16 protein-coding genes are annotated in these 15,241 nt (G+C 70.7%); 12 read left to right on the forward strand and 4 right to left on the reverse strand.

Features of this window, described 5'->3' with window-relative positions; genetic code table 11:
- The first annotated feature begins 267 nt into the window (after window positions 1–267).
- Window positions 268–1,140, forward strand: a complete 873-nt coding sequence (locus tag ABH940_RS09605) for a hypothetical protein (protein ID WP_370105054.1) — start codon at window positions 268–270, stop codon at window positions 1,138–1,140.
- A gap of 67 nt (window positions 1,141–1,207) precedes the next feature.
- Here the strand turns inward: ABH940_RS09605 and ABH940_RS09610 are convergent, their stop codons facing one another.
- The gene (locus tag ABH940_RS09610) at window positions 1,208–2,521 is read right to left on the reverse strand and encodes a D-arabinono-1,4-lactone oxidase (RefSeq protein WP_370105055.1); all 1,314 of its coding nucleotides are present in this window, start codon (window positions 2,519–2,521) and stop codon (window positions 1,208–1,210) included.
- Complete coding sequence (locus tag ABH940_RS09615) at window positions 2,475–3,743, reverse strand: MFS transporter (RefSeq protein WP_370068464.1); 1,269 nt, start codon at window positions 3,741–3,743, stop codon at window positions 2,475–2,477. The genes ABH940_RS09610 and ABH940_RS09615 overlap by 47 nt, the downstream gene beginning before the upstream one ends.
- A gap of 266 nt (window positions 3,744–4,009) precedes the next feature.
- Between ABH940_RS09615 and ABH940_RS09620 the strand changes: the two genes are divergently transcribed.
- Window positions 4,010–5,161, forward strand: coding sequence for a ferrochelatase (locus ABH940_RS09620; protein WP_370105056.1), 1,152 nt, complete (start codon window positions 4,010–4,012; stop codon window positions 5,159–5,161).
- An 80-nt stretch (window positions 5,162–5,241) separates the two neighbouring features.
- Complete coding sequence (locus ABH940_RS09625) at window positions 5,242–6,048, forward strand: inositol monophosphatase family protein (protein ID WP_370068468.1); 807 nt, start codon at window positions 5,242–5,244, stop codon at window positions 6,046–6,048.
- A 135-nt stretch (window positions 6,049–6,183) separates the two neighbouring features.
- Here ABH940_RS09625 and ABH940_RS09630 read toward each other — a convergent pair whose 3' ends face one another.
- On the reverse strand, window positions 6,184–6,369 hold the full coding sequence (locus tag ABH940_RS09630) for a hypothetical protein (RefSeq protein WP_196196677.1): 186 nt from the start codon (window positions 6,367–6,369) through the stop codon (window positions 6,184–6,186).
- Window positions 6,370–6,739: 370 nt separating this feature from the next.
- Between ABH940_RS09630 and ABH940_RS09635 the strand changes: the two genes are divergently transcribed.
- The 5 genes from ABH940_RS09635 (at window position 6,740) to ABH940_RS09655 (ending at window position 11,712) form a co-directional block, all read left to right on the forward strand.
- The gene (locus ABH940_RS09635; protein WP_370068471.1) at window positions 6,740–7,393 is read left to right on the forward strand and encodes a response regulator transcription factor; all 654 of its coding nucleotides are present in this window, start codon (window positions 6,740–6,742) and stop codon (window positions 7,391–7,393) included.
- Between the two features lie 21 nt (window positions 7,394–7,414).
- The gene (locus tag ABH940_RS09640; RefSeq protein ID WP_370105057.1) at window positions 7,415–8,731 is read left to right on the forward strand and encodes a sensor histidine kinase; all 1,317 of its coding nucleotides are present in this window, start codon (window positions 7,415–7,417) and stop codon (window positions 8,729–8,731) included.
- A gap of 254 nt (window positions 8,732–8,985) precedes the next feature.
- Complete coding sequence (locus ABH940_RS09645; protein WP_370105058.1) at window positions 8,986–9,966, forward strand: acyl-ACP desaturase; 981 nt, start codon at window positions 8,986–8,988, stop codon at window positions 9,964–9,966.
- A 422-nt stretch (window positions 9,967–10,388) separates the two neighbouring features.
- Window positions 10,389–10,688 (forward strand): DUF4193 domain-containing protein, encoded by a 300-nt coding sequence (locus ABH940_RS09650; RefSeq protein WP_196196674.1) that lies wholly within the window; start codon window positions 10,389–10,391, stop codon window positions 10,686–10,688.
- 127 nt (window positions 10,689–10,815) lie between these two features.
- Complete coding sequence (locus tag ABH940_RS09655; protein ID WP_370068478.1) at window positions 10,816–11,712, forward strand: hypothetical protein; 897 nt, start codon at window positions 10,816–10,818, stop codon at window positions 11,710–11,712.
- A gap of 174 nt (window positions 11,713–11,886) precedes the next feature.
- Here ABH940_RS09655 and ABH940_RS09660 read toward each other — a convergent pair whose 3' ends face one another.
- Entirely contained in the window at window positions 11,887–12,342 is a 456-nt protein-coding gene (locus tag ABH940_RS09660) for a DUF3093 domain-containing protein (protein WP_370068480.1), read from the reverse strand.
- Window positions 12,343–12,409: 67 nt separating this feature from the next.
- On the opposite strand from ABH940_RS09660, the gene ABH940_RS09665 reads away from it, so the two are divergent.
- The 4 genes from ABH940_RS09665 (at window position 12,410) to ABH940_RS09680 (ending at window position 15,190) form a co-directional block, all read left to right on the forward strand.
- Entirely contained in the window at window positions 12,410–12,997 is a 588-nt protein-coding gene (locus tag ABH940_RS09665; protein ID WP_370068482.1) for a PaaI family thioesterase, read from the forward strand.
- Window positions 12,998–13,052: 55 nt separating this feature from the next.
- Window positions 13,053–13,571: a dUTP diphosphatase gene (gene dut, locus ABH940_RS09670; RefSeq protein WP_370068484.1), complete on the forward strand. Its 519-nt coding sequence runs from the start codon at window positions 13,053–13,055 to the stop codon at window positions 13,569–13,571.
- A 2-nt stretch (window positions 13,572–13,573) separates the two neighbouring features.
- Window positions 13,574–14,341, forward strand: coding sequence for a DUF3710 domain-containing protein (locus ABH940_RS09675; RefSeq protein ID WP_370068486.1), 768 nt, complete (start codon window positions 13,574–13,576; stop codon window positions 14,339–14,341).
- Window positions 14,342–14,521: 180 nt separating this feature from the next.
- On the forward strand, window positions 14,522–15,190 hold the full coding sequence (locus ABH940_RS09680; protein WP_370068674.1) for an ABC transporter ATP-binding protein: 669 nt from the start codon (window positions 14,522–14,524) through the stop codon (window positions 15,188–15,190).
- Window positions 15,191–15,241 lie beyond the last annotated feature (51 nt).

The raw sequence follows: 15,241 nt of genomic DNA on the forward strand, positions 1-15,241 counted from the left end.
ATTCGTGGCATCCAGGTGGTGCGGCTCGCGGCTCAAGTCTCCCCTGAATCATCGGATTCTCAAGGGTCGCCACTCCGATGGGCGTCGACCGACCGACGTACGGTGATCATCTTCACACATTTCGGCCATCCGGAACCATCACATCCATCGAACGGTCGTACCTGGTGCAGTATGGAGAAAGGCGGATATCGAGGGGCATTGGTGGAGGATCTGGAAAAGTCGGCCCGAACGTCCGGGCGAAAGCGCCTCGATCTGAGCTTCACTCAGGTGGCCGCGAGTGCGTTGGCGGCGGTGGTCGGCGCGCTGCTCGCATCCCAGCTCGGGGTCTACGGGACGATTCTCGGTGCGGCGGTGGTCAGCGCGGGCGCGACCACCGGGAGCGCGCTGTTCCAGCACGTCTTCCGGCGCACCGGCGAACAGCTGCGCGAGATATCCGGCGGTTCCGTGCCCCTGGGGCAGACCCGTCGGGTGGAGGCCCTCAGCGGCACCGAGGAGCCGGTCGGGAAGGTGCCTCCGGGCGGGCTGGAGGAGAAGCTGGAGGAGAAGACGCAGGTCTTCGACCCGTTCGACCCGGGCGGCGAGCACACCCGGATGATGGCGCAAATCAACCCGCCGGATCCGGCCGAGACGGTGGCGGTTTATCGCGGGCGCACCACCTGGAAGCCGAAGGGCTGGCGGGTCTACGCGATCACGGCGACGCTCGTCTTCGTGATCGCGCTGGGCGCGGTCGGCGCGATGGAGTTGGCCGTGGGCAAGCCCGCCGGCCAGTTCTTCGGCGGCAGCGGGGGCGGCGGACCGAAGCCGGGCTCGGGCGTGTCCGCGCCGGCGGACCCGTCCGGTTCCTCTTCCTCCTCCACCTCGGCGGACCGCAGCGGCTCCGACCGCCAGGGGCAGGGCAACAGCTCGGGGTCCGGCGCCGCCTCTTCGGGCACGAGCGCGAGCCCTTCTTCCTCGCCGACGCCGACACCGAACCCGAGCCCGAGCTCCAGTGCGGGCGGCGGCACCGGCGGGACCGGCGGAGGCGCTGGCGGTACCTCGCCCTCGCCCGGCGCGTCGTCCTCGACCGGTGCGGGCTCCGGCACGGGCGGATCCGCCGTCTCGGGCGAGGGTGTGGCGCCGAGCGTCACGCCCAGCCCCTGAGAGGCTGTCGGGCCTCTGAGGCTGCCCGGAACCGGGCCCACCGCGCCTCCCGCGCGTTCACACGCGCTCAGTCGCCCAGTACGCGGCGCAGATGGTCGTTGCCGAACCGGCGGTCCGGGTCCACCCGGTCCCGCAGCGCGGTGAAGTCCGCGAAGCGCGGATAGACGGTGGCCAGGTACTCCGCGTCGCGGGTGTGCAGCTTGCCCCAGTGCGGGCGTCCCTGATGCGCCGTCATGAGCTTCTCGACCTCGGTGAAGTAGCCCTGGTCGGCGGTACCCCGGTAGAGGTGGACGGCGATGTAGGCGGTGTCACGCCCGCTCGCGGTGGAGAGCCACAGGTCGTCGGCGGGCGCGACGCGCACCTCCACCGGGAACGAGATCCGCCAGTCCGACCGCGCAACCAGCCGCTTGAGCTCGCGCAGCACGGTGGTGGCCGCCGCGCGCGGGACGGCGTACTCCATCTCGACGAAGCGCACCCGGCGCGGGCTGGTGAAGACCTTGTAGGAGACGTCCGTGTAGGTCCGCTCCGACCAGGCCTTGCTGGCGATCTTCGCGATGGCGGGAATCGTCCCCGGCAGCGCCCGGCCCACGCGGCAGGCGCCCTCCCAGACGGTGTTGGAGACGAAGTCGTCGTCCAGCCAACGCCTGAACGCCGGCAGCGGTGCGGCGGGGCCGTCGCTGCGGTTGTTGCGCTTGGTGGTGCAGCCCTCGGTGTGCGGGAACCAGTAGAACTCGAAGTGTTCGTTGTCGTCGGCCAGTTCGTCGAAGCGGCCGACCACCTCGTCGAAGGTCATCGGGGCCTCGTGCGCGGTGAGCAGAAAGGCGGGCTCGACGCCGAAGGTGATCGCGCTGACCACGCCGAGCGCGCCGAGGCCGAGCCGGGCGCCCTGGAACAGCTCGGCGTTCTCGGTCGGTGAGCACTGGGTGATCGTTCCGTCGGCGAGCACGATCTCCAGCGCCTTGATCTGCGCGGCGAGTGAGCCGGAGGCGCGGCCGGTGCCGTGGGTTCCGGTGCTGGTCGCGCCCGCGACGGTCTGCACCATGATGTCGCCCATGTTGGTCAGGGCGAGCCCGGCGTGCTCCAGCAGCCGGTTCAGCTGCTCCAGCGGGAGGCCCGACTCGACGGTGACCGTTCCGCCCTGGTGATCGATCTCCCGGATCCCGGTCAGTCGATCGGGACGGACGAGCATTCCGTCGGTCGCGGCGATCGAGGTGAACGAGTGACCGCTGCCGACCGCCTTGACCGTGAGGTCGTCCGCGGCTGCGGCGGATATCGCCTCGGCCAGTTCGGCCACCGATCCCGGGGTGACCACCCGGCGCGGACGCGCGGTCTGGTTACCGGCCCAGTTGCTCCACAGGCCGTGCTGGGTCTCTGTCGACACGTGCTCGCTCCTGCTGTTCCGGCGCCGACCGGAGCCGGCGAGAGCCGAGGAAGGCCGTGGCGACCGCGAGCGACGCCGCGGCCACGGTCACCCAGTAGCCCGCGGAGGCACCCGAGGCGTCCACCACCCAGCCCGCCGCGGAGGAGCCGAAGGCCACGCCGACAGCCAGACCGGTGGTGGTCCAGGTCATCCCCTCGGTCAGCTTGGCCGCAGGAACGATCCGCTCCACCAGCCCCATGGTGGTGACCATGGTGGGCGAGATGGACAACCCGGCGACGAACAGCGCCGCCGCCAGAGCCACGAGGTTCTTCACGAATAGGAGCGGCAGCATACTCACTGCCAGCGTGACGATCCCCACCAGGAACCGCCGGGACAGCGGTCCGTTCAACTTCAGTGCCCCGAAGACGATTCCGGCGATACAGGAGCCGAGCGCGTAGACGGCCAGCACGACCGAGGAGAGCGCCTTGTGGTGGAGGTGGTCGGCGAAGGCCACGGTCACCACCTCGACGCTGCCGAAGACGGCGCCGACGCCCACGAAGGTCAGCACCAGCACCAGCAGTCCGCGGGTCCGCAGCGCCGACGTCCCGCCGGCCTCGTGGCTGTGCGGGTGCAGCGGCGGTTCGGTGCGCGACTGCGTGCAGAAGAGCAGCACCCCGACGGAGAGGAAGACCGTCGCCAACAGCGGTCCAGCCTCCGGGAACCAGGAGGTCGACAGCCCGACCGCCAGGATCGGCCCGACGATGAAGACGATCTCGTCGACCACCGACTCGAACGAGTAGGCGGTGTGCAGCAGCGGCGAGCCCTTGTAGATGTGCGCCCAGCGGGCGCGTACCAGCGACCCCATGCTCGGGATGACGCCGGTCGGCACGGCGCAGGCGAAGAGCGCCCAGTCCGGCGCGCCGAGGGCGGCGCAGAGCAGTAGCGCACCCATCGAGGCGACGGCGACGCCGGTGGCGCGCAGCGCGACCCGGTTCTGGCCGTACCGGTCCACAAGCCGTCCGACCTGCGGCCCGAGCACCGCGGCCGAGAGCGCGACCGTCGCCGAGACCGCGCCGCCGAGGCCGTAGTCGCCGCGCAGCGTGGAGAGCATGGTGACCATGCCGATGCCGACCATCGAGAGCGGCATCCGCGCGACGAACCCCGTGACCGAGAAGGCCAGGCTGCCGGGGGCCTCGGCGAAGATCCGGCGGTACGCGGAGAGACCTGACAGCGCGGCGGACAAGAACGGCTCCGTAAGTCCGTAGGGGCAGGTATCGGCGAAACAGACGGCTCGGCGTACGGGACGTGCCGTAAGGGATGTGGTTTGTCATGACAGCTTACGTGGACATACATGGGATGTCCTACCAATTCTCACCGCTCCTCCGCCCGCCCGCCGCCGCGTCCGGCCCGCTCCGGCGGGCCTCGACCGGGCCTCGGGCGGGACGCCGGGACCGGTCCGGCAGGCGGAGGCGTGCCGGACCGCGGCGCGGGGGATGGCAGGATCGGAGCATGTCCGACGCGCATGCCCATGCTCCCTACGACGCCCTGCTGCTGCTCTCCTTCGGCGGTCCCGAGGGGGAGGACGACGTCGTCCCCTTCCTGGAGAACGTCACCCGCGGGCGCGGCATCCCCAAGGAACGCCTGGTCGAGGTCGGCCGGCACTACTTCCTCTTCGGCGGGGTCAGCCCGATCAACGCCCAGAACCGCGAGCTGCTCCAGGCACTGCGCAAGGACTTCGCCGACCACGGCCTGGACCTGCCGGTCTACTGGGGCAACCGCAACTGGGCCCCCTACCTGCCGGACGCGCTGCGCGAGCTGCTCGCCGACGGCCACCGCCGGGTGCTGGTCCTGGCCACCAGCGCCTACGCCAACTACTCGGGCTGCCGCCAGTACCGGGAGAACCTCGCCGCCGCGCTGACCGTGCTGCGGGAGGAGGGGGTTCCCGGTGCGGCCGAGCTCCGGGTCGACAAGCTCCGGCTCTTCTACAACCACCCCGGTTTCGTCGAGCCGATGATCGAAAGCACGCTTGCGGCGATCGACTTGCTGCCGGCGAGCATTCGATCGAACGCTCGCCTGGCATTCACCACCCACTCGATCCCGAACACGCTCGCCGACTCCTCCGGCGCACCCGGCGACCCCGCCCACGGCCGGCCCGGTGGCGCCTACGTCGCCCAGCACCTGGAGGTCGCCCGGCTGATCGCCGAGGCCGTCAGCGCGGCGACGGGCGTGGCGGACCGTCCCTGGGAGCTCGTCTACCAGAGCCGCAGCGGCGCCCCGCACACCCCGTGGCTGGAGCCGGACATCTGCGACCACCTGGAGGCGCAGCACGCGGCGGGCGCGGCGGCGGTGGTCATGGTGCCGATCGGCTTCGTCTCCGACCACATGGAGGTCAAGTACGACCTCGACACCCAGGCCCGGGAGAAGGCCGAGGAGCTCGGCCTCCCGATCGCCCGCGCGGCCACGGTCGGCGCGGACCCGCGCTTCGCCGCGGCGGTACGCGAGTTGGTCCTGGAGCGCTCCGCGACCGAACGCGGCGAGTCGCCCACCCGCTGTGCGCTGGGTCTGCTCGGCGCCTCCCATGACGTCTGCCCGGTCGGCTGCTGCCCGGCGGCACGCGGCGCGTCCCCGGCCGCGGCAGGTGCGGACTGGACCGACGCGTAGGCGGCCGTGACAACGACGACACCGGCAGACGCAACTGCACCGGCAACTGCAACGTCAAGTGAACAGGAAGCAAAGGGATCATGACGGATCATCAGGACCTGTACGCGGAGCTGCTGGAAATCGCCGTTGACGCCGCGTCACGTGCGGGAACGCTGCTGCGCGACGGTCGTCCCGTGAACCTGGGTGTGGCGGCGACCAAGAGCAGCGCGGTCGACGTGGTCACCGAGATGGACATCGCCGCCGAGAAGCTGATCACCGAGCTGATCGCGGAACGCCGCCCCGACGACGGCCTCCTGGGCGAGGAGGGTGCCTCGCGCGAGGGCACCACGGGCGTCCGCTGGGTGATCGACCCGCTGGACGGCACGGTCAACTACCTCTACGGACTGCCTGCTTGGTGCGTGAGCATCGCGGTGGAGCTGGACGGCGAGGTGGTCGTCGGCGTCGTCGACATCGCCCCGCGCGGCGAGCGGGTGCACGCGGTGCGCGGCGGGGGCGCGTACCTCAACGGCCACGCCCTCTCGATCCGTCCCGCGCCGCCGATGGACCAGGCGCTGGTCGCCACGGGCTTCGGCTACCTCCGTGACCGGCGGGCCCGCCAGGCGGAGGTGGTGGCCGCGCTGCTGCCGTCGCTCCGCGACATCCGCCGCGGCGGCTCGGCGGCGGTCGACCTCTGCGACGTCGCCGCGGGGCGGCTCGACGGCTACTACGAGCGCGGCCTCAACCCGTGGGACTACAGCGCGGGCGCGCTCATCGCCGCCGAGGCCGGGGCGCTGGTGGCCGGCCGCCCGGGCACCCCGCCCAGCCCGGAACTCACCGTCGCCGCCCCGAGCGGCCTCTTCGAGCCCCTGCAGGAGGCGCTGGAGCGCCTGGGTGCCTGGCACGACTGAGCCGCGCTCCCGCCCCCCACAGGTGGGCGCCGCAGGGCACCTCGCCCGCCCACGGCATGGCATAGCAACGCCCCGGACGTTGGTGCTTGTCCGGGGCGGGCGGGGTGCGGGTCGAGGGTGGTCGGGGGTGCGGCGTTACGCCGCAGTAGGCGGAGCGGAAGGCATCAGCTCGATGCCGTGCTCTGCCGCGAGTCGTCGAAGGTCGTCGAGCTCTGACTGCTCGACCTCGGCCAGGAAGTCGTCACCCGACTCCAGGGCGCGATGAAGATCCTGTTCTGCGTTCCTTATGCGCTGAAGGATGCCGGCGGTGAAGGCGTCCATGAGGCATGACCCCCTTGCTGAGTGTCGGGCGACCCCGGCCTCCGAACGTTCGGAGAAACCGGCGCGGATGGCCGCACGGCGGGCGGGTGCGACGCACACGAGTGCCGGAGCGCCAGGAGCGCTCGTGCATCGCGGGTGTACGGAGCTTCCTGCCCACGGCCTCTTCGGGGGAAACCTCGCCGGGGACGAGAAATCCCTCACACCCTCGAACCGGCCCGGAAGCCGGCCCGGAGCCGTCCGGAAGCCGTGCGTAAGCCGTCTGCGCAGCCCGGTTCCGGGGCCGCTTACCAGTGCTTTACAGGCAGGCGAGGCAGGATGGAAGCCTGTGAGCGCGCCCGCAGCGGGTGTGCCGTGCCCGAAAGGACCTGCGGTGCGAGTTCTCGTGGTCGAGGACGAGCAGTTGCTCGCCGATGCTGTCGCCACCGGTCTGCGTCGGGAGGCGATGGCTGTGGACGTGGTGTACGACGGCCAGGCCGCCCTGGACCGGATCGCCCTGAACGAGTACGACGTGGTCGTGCTCGACCGTGACCTGCCCCTGGTCCACGGGGACGACGTCTGCCGCAAGCTGGTCGAGGAGGCGCTGCCCACCCGCGTGCTGATGCTGACCGCTGCCGGTGACATCAGCGACCGCGTCGAGGGGCTGGAACTGGGCGCGGACGACTACCTGCCGAAGCCGTTCGCTTTCAGCGAACTTGTCGCGCGGGTCCGGGCGCTCGGCCGCCGGGCGACGACGCCGCTGCCGCCGGTGCTGGAGCGGGCCGGGATCAGCCTGGACCCGGGGCGGCGCGAGGTGCTGCGGGACGGGCGCCCGATCTCGCTGGCGCCCAAGGAGTTCGCGGTGCTCGAGGTGCTGATGCGGGCCGGCGGCGCGGTCGTGTCCGCGGAGCAGCTGCTGGAGAAGGCCTGGGACGAGCACACCGACCCGTTCACCAACGTCGTCCGGGTCACCGTGATGACCCTGCGGCGCAAGCTCGGCGAGCCGCCGGTGATCATCACCGTGCCCGGCTCGGGATACCGGATCTGACCCGTGGCAGAGCAACGCAGCGTGACCGTGACGCCTCAGCCCGCCACCGGCTCCGGAACGGCGCAGGCGCCGAAGCAGAGCCACTGGTCCGGGGCCGAGGTGCGGGAGTCCGTGCTCCCGTTCCGGCCGACCCTGCGGATCCGGCTGACCATGTTCTACGGCGGGATGTTCCTGCTCGCGGGGCTGGTCATGGTGCTGGTGATGTACCTGTTCGTGGACCAGGCGTTCGGTTCGGCGACGCAGATGCCGCACTTCCGGGTGGGGCAGGGCGTCTTCATCACCACCCCGGACGGCCAGCAGCTCACCGGTGACCAGCTCAACCAGTACCTCTACGGCTACCAGCACGCGCACACCGGCGAGGCACTGCACCTGCTGGTGCTGAAGTCGCTGGCGGCGCTGATAGCCCTGCTGATCATGGCCGTCTTCTTCGGCTACGCCATGGCCGGCCGGGTGCTCAGCCCGTTGGGGCGGATCACCCGCACCGCACGACAGGTGGCCGGATCCGACCTGCACCGGCGGATCGAGCTCGACGGTCCGGACGACGAACTCAAAGAGCTGGCGGACACGTTCGACGAAATGCTCGATCGTCTTGATCGATCTTTCGAATCGCAACGAAAGTTCGTCGCCAACGCCTCGCACGAGCTGCGCACCCCCCTGGCGATCAACCGCACCCTGCTGGAGGTGCAGCTCTCGGACCCGGGCGCCACGGCGGAGCTGCAGCAGCTGGGGAAGACCCTGCTGGCCACCAATGAGCGCAGCGAGCAGCTCGTCGAGGGCCTGCTGCTGCTCGCGCGCAGCGAGAACGAGCTCACCGAGCGGAAGCCGATCGACCTGACCGAGGTCGCCCGGCAGGCCGTGGAGCAGACGCGCGGCGAGGCCGCCTCCCGGCACGTGCGGCTGACCGCGACGCTCCCGCGGGTCCCCGGCGAGGTGGTGGTCTCCGGCAACGGCGTCCTGCTGGAGCGGATGGCGCTCAACCTGATCCAGAACGGGGTCAAGTACAACCTGGCCGCGGACGGCTGGGTGGACGTCCAGGTCCACGCCGCTCCGGACGGCGCCGGGGAGCTCGTGGTGGCCAACAGCGGCCCTCTCGTGCCCGGCTACGAGGTCGAGCACATCTTCGAGCCGTTCCGTCGCGGCAAGGGCCGGGAGCGGACGCACAGTGACAAGGGCGTCGGGCTGGGTCTTTCGATCGTTCGATCGGTCGTGCGCGCCCATGGAGGTTCGATCGAGGCGGTGCCGCGGACCGAGGGCGGCTTGCTGATCCGGGTGCGTATCCCGGCCGCCAAGGCGCCCACGCTGCCCCCTCCGATGCAGCCGCGCGGCCTGACCTCCTGACCCTCGGTTCCGAAGGCGCAGAACGCGCTGATCGCCAATTTCGAACGAAAAGTGCTTATCCGACATATCAATCATATCGATCACGCCGTCGAGGCCGCCCGCAGCGGCCTCGACGGCGTTTCAGTTGACCGTCCAGTAACCAGAAAAGCGGCTGTGACGTGCGTCCGTGCCCCTTGCCAGCAGGCCCGTTAACAACCTACGGTGGCGTAACCTACGGAAGCGTAGGTGAGCGTCGTACCGAGAGTTGGATTCACGTGACCATCGCCCCCGACCGCCCCGCCGCCGGCCGCGCACACTGGACCGACGTGCAGTTGATCCACGCCCTTGAGGAGGTGGTGGAGCGCGAGCTCAACCGCCATCTGGGCGTGGCCAAGGAGTGGATGCCGCACGAGTACGTGCCGTGGAGCCTGGGGCGGGACTTCGACGGCGTGATGGGCGGGGAGGCCTGGGCGGTCGGGCAGTCGCCGGTCACCGAGGTCGGCCGGGTGTCGCTGGTGGTCAACCTGCTCACCGAGGACAACCTGCCGAGCTACCACCACGAGATCGCGACCATGTTCGGCCGCGACGGCGCGTGGGGCACCTGGGTGCACCAGTGGACGGCCGAGGAGGGCCGCCACGCGATCGTCATGCGCGACTACCTGCTCACCTCGCGCGCGGTCGACCCGGTCGCCCTGGAGCGCGCCCGGATGACGCACATGACCGAGGGCTTCGAGTCCGACAACAACCATTCGATGCTGCACTCGGTGGCCTACGTCGCCTTCCAGGAGCTGGCCACCCGGGTCTCGCACCGCAACACCGGCCACAACTCCGGCGACCCGGTCTGCGACCGGATGCTGGCGCGCATCGCGACCGACGAGAACCTGCACATGGTCTTCTACCGGAACCTGCTGAAGGCCGCGCTGGAGATCGCCCCCGACCAGGCCATGCGCGCGATCGCCGACGTGGTGATCAACTTCCGGATGCCCGGTCACGGCATGCCGGGCTTCGAGCGCGCTGCGGCCAAGATGGCCCTCGGCGGTATCTACAACCTGCGGATCCACCATGAGGACGTGCTCACGCCGGTGCTGCGCCACCTCAAGGTGCTGGAGCTCACCGGACTCGGCGCGGAGGGCCAGAAGGCGCAGCAGGAGATCGGCCTCTTCATGGACGGCCTCGACGCCCAGGCCCGGCGCTTCGAGGAGCGTCAGGAGGCCATCAAGGCCCGTAAGGCGGCTGCTGCGGCCGCTCGCGGCTGAGTCCCGTCGTCGCCTCCCCGGCGGTCCGTCGGGAGGCGACGGGGCCGACAAGTCCGACTTTCCTGAACTGTGATGAACGTCACATTTCATGGAGTCGCGACCGGAGGCACGCAGTTTCGGCCAATTTGTAGCCGAAGCGGCGATTACCGACAGTGAACGGCGGCTTTGTGTACAGGCCCTGCGGTTACAGCGTTTCCACAGGTCATGATCACGGTAAGTGGTCAGTGAAGCATAAGCCCGACTCTGTCGTGCACCCGGCGAACGGGGGCATTGATCACCCGCACGAGGGGCAACTCGGGTGTCGATTGAGTAACGGGCCTTGAAGTAAGGCAAAATCTCGCCCTCGGGTCGGGCACAAGTCCGACTCCCTGCGCGTTACCTGCGCTGGAGATACCCGTAAGCACCCATAGGGGGAGAGTGAAGTGGCGACTGACTACGACACCCCACGCAAGACTGATGACGACCTCAACGAAGACAGCATCGAGGAACTCAAGGCACGCCGGAACGAGAAGACGACCAGCTCGGTCGATGTCGACGAGTTCGAGGCTGCCGAGGGTCTGGAGCTGCCGGGCGCGGACCTGAGCAATGAAGAGCTCTCCGTCCGTGTCCTGCCGCGACAGGCCGACGAGTTCACCTGCATGAGCTGCTTCCTGGTGCACCACCGGAGCCAGCTGGCCAGCGAGAAGAACGGCCAGCCGATCTGCCGGGACTGCGCCGCCTGATCGAGCGGTGAGAGGAAGGGGACTCATGGGACCGTTCCGCAAGCCGCAGAGATCCTCGGACGGAGACCGGTCGCACGGTCGGCCGGCCGAACGCTCGAAGGCGGATCCGCTCGCGGATTCCGTCGCCATGGACGACTCCAGACGTGACTCCACCGACGGCTCCGACGACGGAGCCTCGCAGTCGCAGGTCCTGGAGGCGTCCCTGGACGAGACGTCGGCCGATCTGGCACGGATCGCCGCCGAGATGGAGGTCTGGGACGGGTCCGCTCCCGCGGACTCCGTCCCCGCTGAACGGGGTCGTCTGGCCTCGCTCAGCAGGAAGCTGGGGCGTGGCCTCGGCAAGGGCGCCCACGGCGCCAAGGGAGGCGCCGTCGGTCTGGTCGACCGGCTGGTCGACGCGGCTCCCCGGATCGCGATCCGTGACGTGTCCAAACTCCGGGCTCACCACCCCAATGCAGCGAGCGCCGAGGAGTTGGCCGACCGGATCGCCGCCACCGCCGCACGCGTCTCGGGCGCGGTCGGTGCGAGCGTCGGTACCGCCGCGATGATGCCGGTTCCGCTGACGATGCCGGTCGAGATCGCCGCGGAGCTCCTCGCCGTGGCGGCGGTCGAGTTCAAGATGATCGCCGAGCTGTACGAGGCGTACGGGCAGCCCGCCCCCGGAAATGCGAAGCAGCGGGCCACGGCCTATCTGACCGTCTGGTCCGAGCGGCGCGGCATGGACGTGTCCAGCCCTGCCACCGTGATCGCCCTGGCCCGGAGCGCGGGTCTGCGCAAGGCGCTGCGCAAGCGGCTCACGCATGCGGGTGTGCGCAGGTTTCCCTCGTTGACGCCGCTGATGATCGGCGCCGCCGCCGGTGCCTACGTCAACCGCAAGGACACCGCGCGGCTGGCCAAGGAGATCCGCCGCGACCTGCGGGAACGCCGTCCCACCGACCCGGAGTACTGGCACCGGGCCCGCGTGGCGACCACAGACGTCCGATCCCACTCCCGACGCGCACGGCGCGCGGAGCGCGGCGAGTAGCGCCGACGCGGACGCAGGCTCCTCGCAGTCACCCCGAGCGCACTGCCTCCCGAGCGGACTGCCTCCCGAGTGCACGGCCCTCCAGCGCACTGCCCCTGAACGCCGAAGACCGGCCGCGGGCTGTGCCCGTGACCGGTCCGAACGATCGCTTCTCCGTCTGTCGTGCCGCAGGCCTCAGGCGGCCGGGATGGTCTCCGCCTTCGCGGACTCCAGGACCTGGGCGAGACGCTCCGGCGTGCGCGTGGAGAGGTACAGGTACGGCGTCGGGTCGTCCGGGTCGGTGACCGGGATCCGGATGGCCGTCGGGATGTAGCCGCGCAGCAGCATGAAGGCGCGGGCGTCGGCCTTGGCGGTGCGCCAGGTGAAGGCGGCCTCCTTGTCCAGGACCTCGGCCGTGCCGAGCGCGGACACCGGAACACGTGCGTCACCGGCCACCAGGTGGCCCTGCACGACGCGGATCCGCGGGGAGCCGTAGCTGCTCACCAGCATCGCGGCCGCGGCGCCGCCGATGACCAGTCCGAGCAGGCCGGGAATGGGCCCGAAGATCACAAAGACCAGCATGAAGGAGATGCCGCTTCCTACAGGAAGCAGCCACATGGCCGCCGGGGCGGAGAGGCGTTCGTCGTACATGGCTCCCATTGTGCGCCGGGCCGCGACGCGTCAGGGCTCCGGGGGCCTCTGCCTGTAAGGTCGCGGGGTGACCGATCGTCCCCGCCCCAGTCTCACGCCACCGCCTGACGCGGCTCCGCCGGTCCGGCACCCGGACGCACCCGCGCCCGGCAAGGCGATCGAGCCGCACTACGAGCACTGCTTCGCCTGCGGCCCCGCCCAGCCGCACGGCCTGCACCTCTCGTCCCGTGCGGGTGAGGGCGTGGAGGTCTTCGCCGAGTTCACCGTGGCCGCCGCCCACCAGGGTGCGCCCGGACTGGCCCACGGCGGCGTGCTGGTCACCGCGATGGACGACGCGCTCGGCACGCTCAACTGGCTGCTGCACACCACGTCCGTGACCGCCCGCCTGGAGACCGACTTCCGCGCTCCGGTGCCGGTGGGCTCGACGCTCTACCTGCACACCTGGGCCGAGGCCGTCGTCGGCCGCAAGATCTACTGCCGGGGCGAGGCCCGGCTGGACGCGCCGGACGGGCCGCTGGCCCTGACCGCGCGCGCCCTCTTCATCCAGGTCACGCTGGACCACTTCGTCAGCCACGGCCGCCCCGAGGACATCAAGGCGGTCATCGAGAACCCCGACCTGATCAAGCGCACCCGCGCCTTCGAAGTGAACCCGTGAGTCCTCGAAGCGGAGCGCGAAAGATTCACCTGTGAGTGGGGAGCTGAGGACAGGAATGAGCACCGAGATCCACCCCGTCGACGTCCTGCTGCGCCGTCTCGACGACGAGATGCCGGCCCCGGCGTACGAGCACCCCGGCGACGCGGGCGCCGATCTGCGCACCACCGTCGACGCCGTGCTGGAGCCCGGCGAGCGCGCCGTGCTGCCGACCGGGATCGCGATCGCGCTGCCCGACGGATACGCGGCCTTCGTACACGCGCGCTCCGGGCTGGCCGCGCGGTGCGGCGTCGCTCTCGTCAATGCCCCCGGAACGGTCGATGCCGGGTACCGTGGTGAGATCAAGGTGATCGTCGTCAACCTCGACCCGCGCGAGCGGGTGGTCTTCCGTCGCGGGGACCGGATCGCCCAACTGGTCGTCCAGCGGGTGGAGAAGGTCCGGTTCCACGAGGTGGTGGAACTGCCGGGGTCGGCACGCGCCGCAGGAGGCTTCGGGTCGACGGGGGGCCATGCCGCGGTTAGCATTCCCGCGGCCGGGCAGAAAGACTCTTCGGTACCCGACCGGGAAGGACAGTGACCGTGTTCCGTCGTCGCGCCAAGGGCGAGGACGCTGCCGATCAGCTCGACGAGATCGTCGACGCCGACAGCGAGGAGATCGCAGGGGCGACCTCCGAGGATGAGGACGACGCAGACGAGCGCGTGGGCTTGCCGCCCGCGCCCCGCCCCGATGGGCCGTTCGACTCCTCCGAGGTCGACGACGCCAAGGAGGGCCGGGTCGACCTCGGCGGCCTGCTGGTGCCCGGAGTCGAAGGCATGGAGCTCCGGGTGGAGGTCGCCGGTGACGCGATCGTCGCGGCCACGCTCGTGCTCGGCAACAGCGCCGTCCAGTTGCAGGCGTTCGCCGCGCCCAAGAACGAGGGCATCTGGGGCGAGGTCCGCAAGGAGATCGCCGACGGGATCGTCGAGCAGGGCGGTGCTGTCGACGAGGAGGAGACCGCGCTCGGTTGGGGCCTGCGGGCCCGCGTTCCGGTGCAGCTGCCGGACGGCACGCAGGGCGTGCAGCTGGTCCGCTTCGTCGGTTGCGACGGACCGCGCTGGTTCCTGCGCGGCGTGATCTCCGGCCAGGCCGCGGTGCAGCCGGAGTCGGCCGACGCGCTGGAGCAGATCTTCCGCAAGACCGTCGTGGTCCGCGGCGAGGCCCCGATGGCCCCGCGCGACCCGATCGTGCTGCGTCTGCCCGAGGACGCGCAGATGGTCGCCGACGGCATGCCGCAGCAGCAGGGTCACCCCGGTGTGGACGACCTGAACCCGTTCGAGCGCGGCCCGGAGATCACCGAGGTCCGCTAGGGCAGCGCTGTCACAGCCGGTACGACGTGTGCCCGCCCCTTTCCAGGGGCGGGCACACGTGCGAGAGTTCCCGTCGGCGAGGCCCGGACAGATTGACCGGACAGCGAGGGGGAACGCGTGACAGGCAGGGACGTGGACGCCGTGGCGAGCGGCGGGGCGACGCAGACGGAGCTGCCGCCCATGGTCGAGGTCGTCGACCTGCACAAGTCCTTCGGCAGCGGACCCACGGCGGTGCACGCGCTGCGCGGGGTCTCGTTCACGGTCCGGCGCGGCGAGCTGACCGCGCTGAAGGGCCGCTCCGGCTCCGGCAAGACCACGCTGCTCAACCTCGTCGGCGGGCTGGACCGGCCCTCCGGCGGGCAGATCAGGATCGACGGCCGCGACCTCGCCGGGCTGGGCGAGGACGGGCTGCTGGACCTGCGCAGGGACCGGATCGGCTTCGTCTTCCAGTCCTTCGGGCTGCTGCCCATCCTCACCGCCGCCGAGAACGTGGGCGTCCCGATGCGGCTGTGCCGGACGCCGGTCGCCGAGCGCGAGGAGCGGGTGCGCGAACTGCTGGCCCTGGTCGGGCTCGCGGACCACGCCCGGCAGCGGCCCGGCGAGCTCTCCGGCGGTCAGCAGCAGCGCGTGGCCATCGCCCGCGCGCTCGCCAACCGCCCCGAACTGATCATCGCGGACGAGCCCACCGGCCAACTGGACTCGGACACCGGCCGCTCCGTGATGCGGCTGCTGCGCGCGGTCGTGCGCAGCGAGGGCGTGACCGCCCTGGTCGCCACGCACGACCCGACACTGATGGAACTGGCCGACCGCGTCCTGGACCTGCGCGACGGGCAGATCGTGTCCGCCTGAGTGCGCTTGCACCGCGAGGCAGTCGTACGACCCAGGGCGCGGGGCTGGTGT

The sequence above is a fragment of the Streptacidiphilus sp. BW17 genome, from assembly GCF_041262485.1.
Taxonomy (GTDB): Bacteria; Actinomycetota; Actinomycetes; order Streptomycetales; family Streptomycetaceae; genus Streptacidiphilus.

What these genes read in the sequence shown, in the direction of transcription:
- ABH940_RS09660 (WP_370068480.1), bottom strand. Translation starts at nt 12,342, where the DNA reads ATGTACGACGAACGCCTCTCCGCCCCGGCGGCCATGTGGCTGCTTCCT.
- dut (WP_370068484.1), top strand. Translation starts at nt 13,053, where the DNA reads ATGAGCACCGAGATCCACCCCGTCGACGTCCTGCTGCGCCGTCTCGAC.
- ABH940_RS09655 (WP_370068478.1), top strand. Translation starts at nt 10,816, where the DNA reads ATGGACGACTCCAGACGTGACTCCACCGACGGCTCCGACGACGGAGCC.
- ABH940_RS09630 (WP_196196677.1), bottom strand. Translation starts at nt 6,369, where the DNA reads ATGGACGCCTTCACCGCCGGCATCCTTCAGCGCATAAGGAACGCAGAA.
- ABH940_RS09680 (WP_370068674.1), top strand. Translation starts at nt 14,522, where the DNA reads ATGGTCGAGGTCGTCGACCTGCACAAGTCCTTCGGCAGCGGACCCACG.
- ABH940_RS09620 (WP_370105056.1), top strand. Translation starts at nt 4,010, where the DNA reads ATGTCCGACGCGCATGCCCATGCTCCCTACGACGCCCTGCTGCTGCTC.
- ABH940_RS09625 (WP_370068468.1), top strand. Translation starts at nt 5,242, where the DNA reads ATGACGGATCATCAGGACCTGTACGCGGAGCTGCTGGAAATCGCCGTT.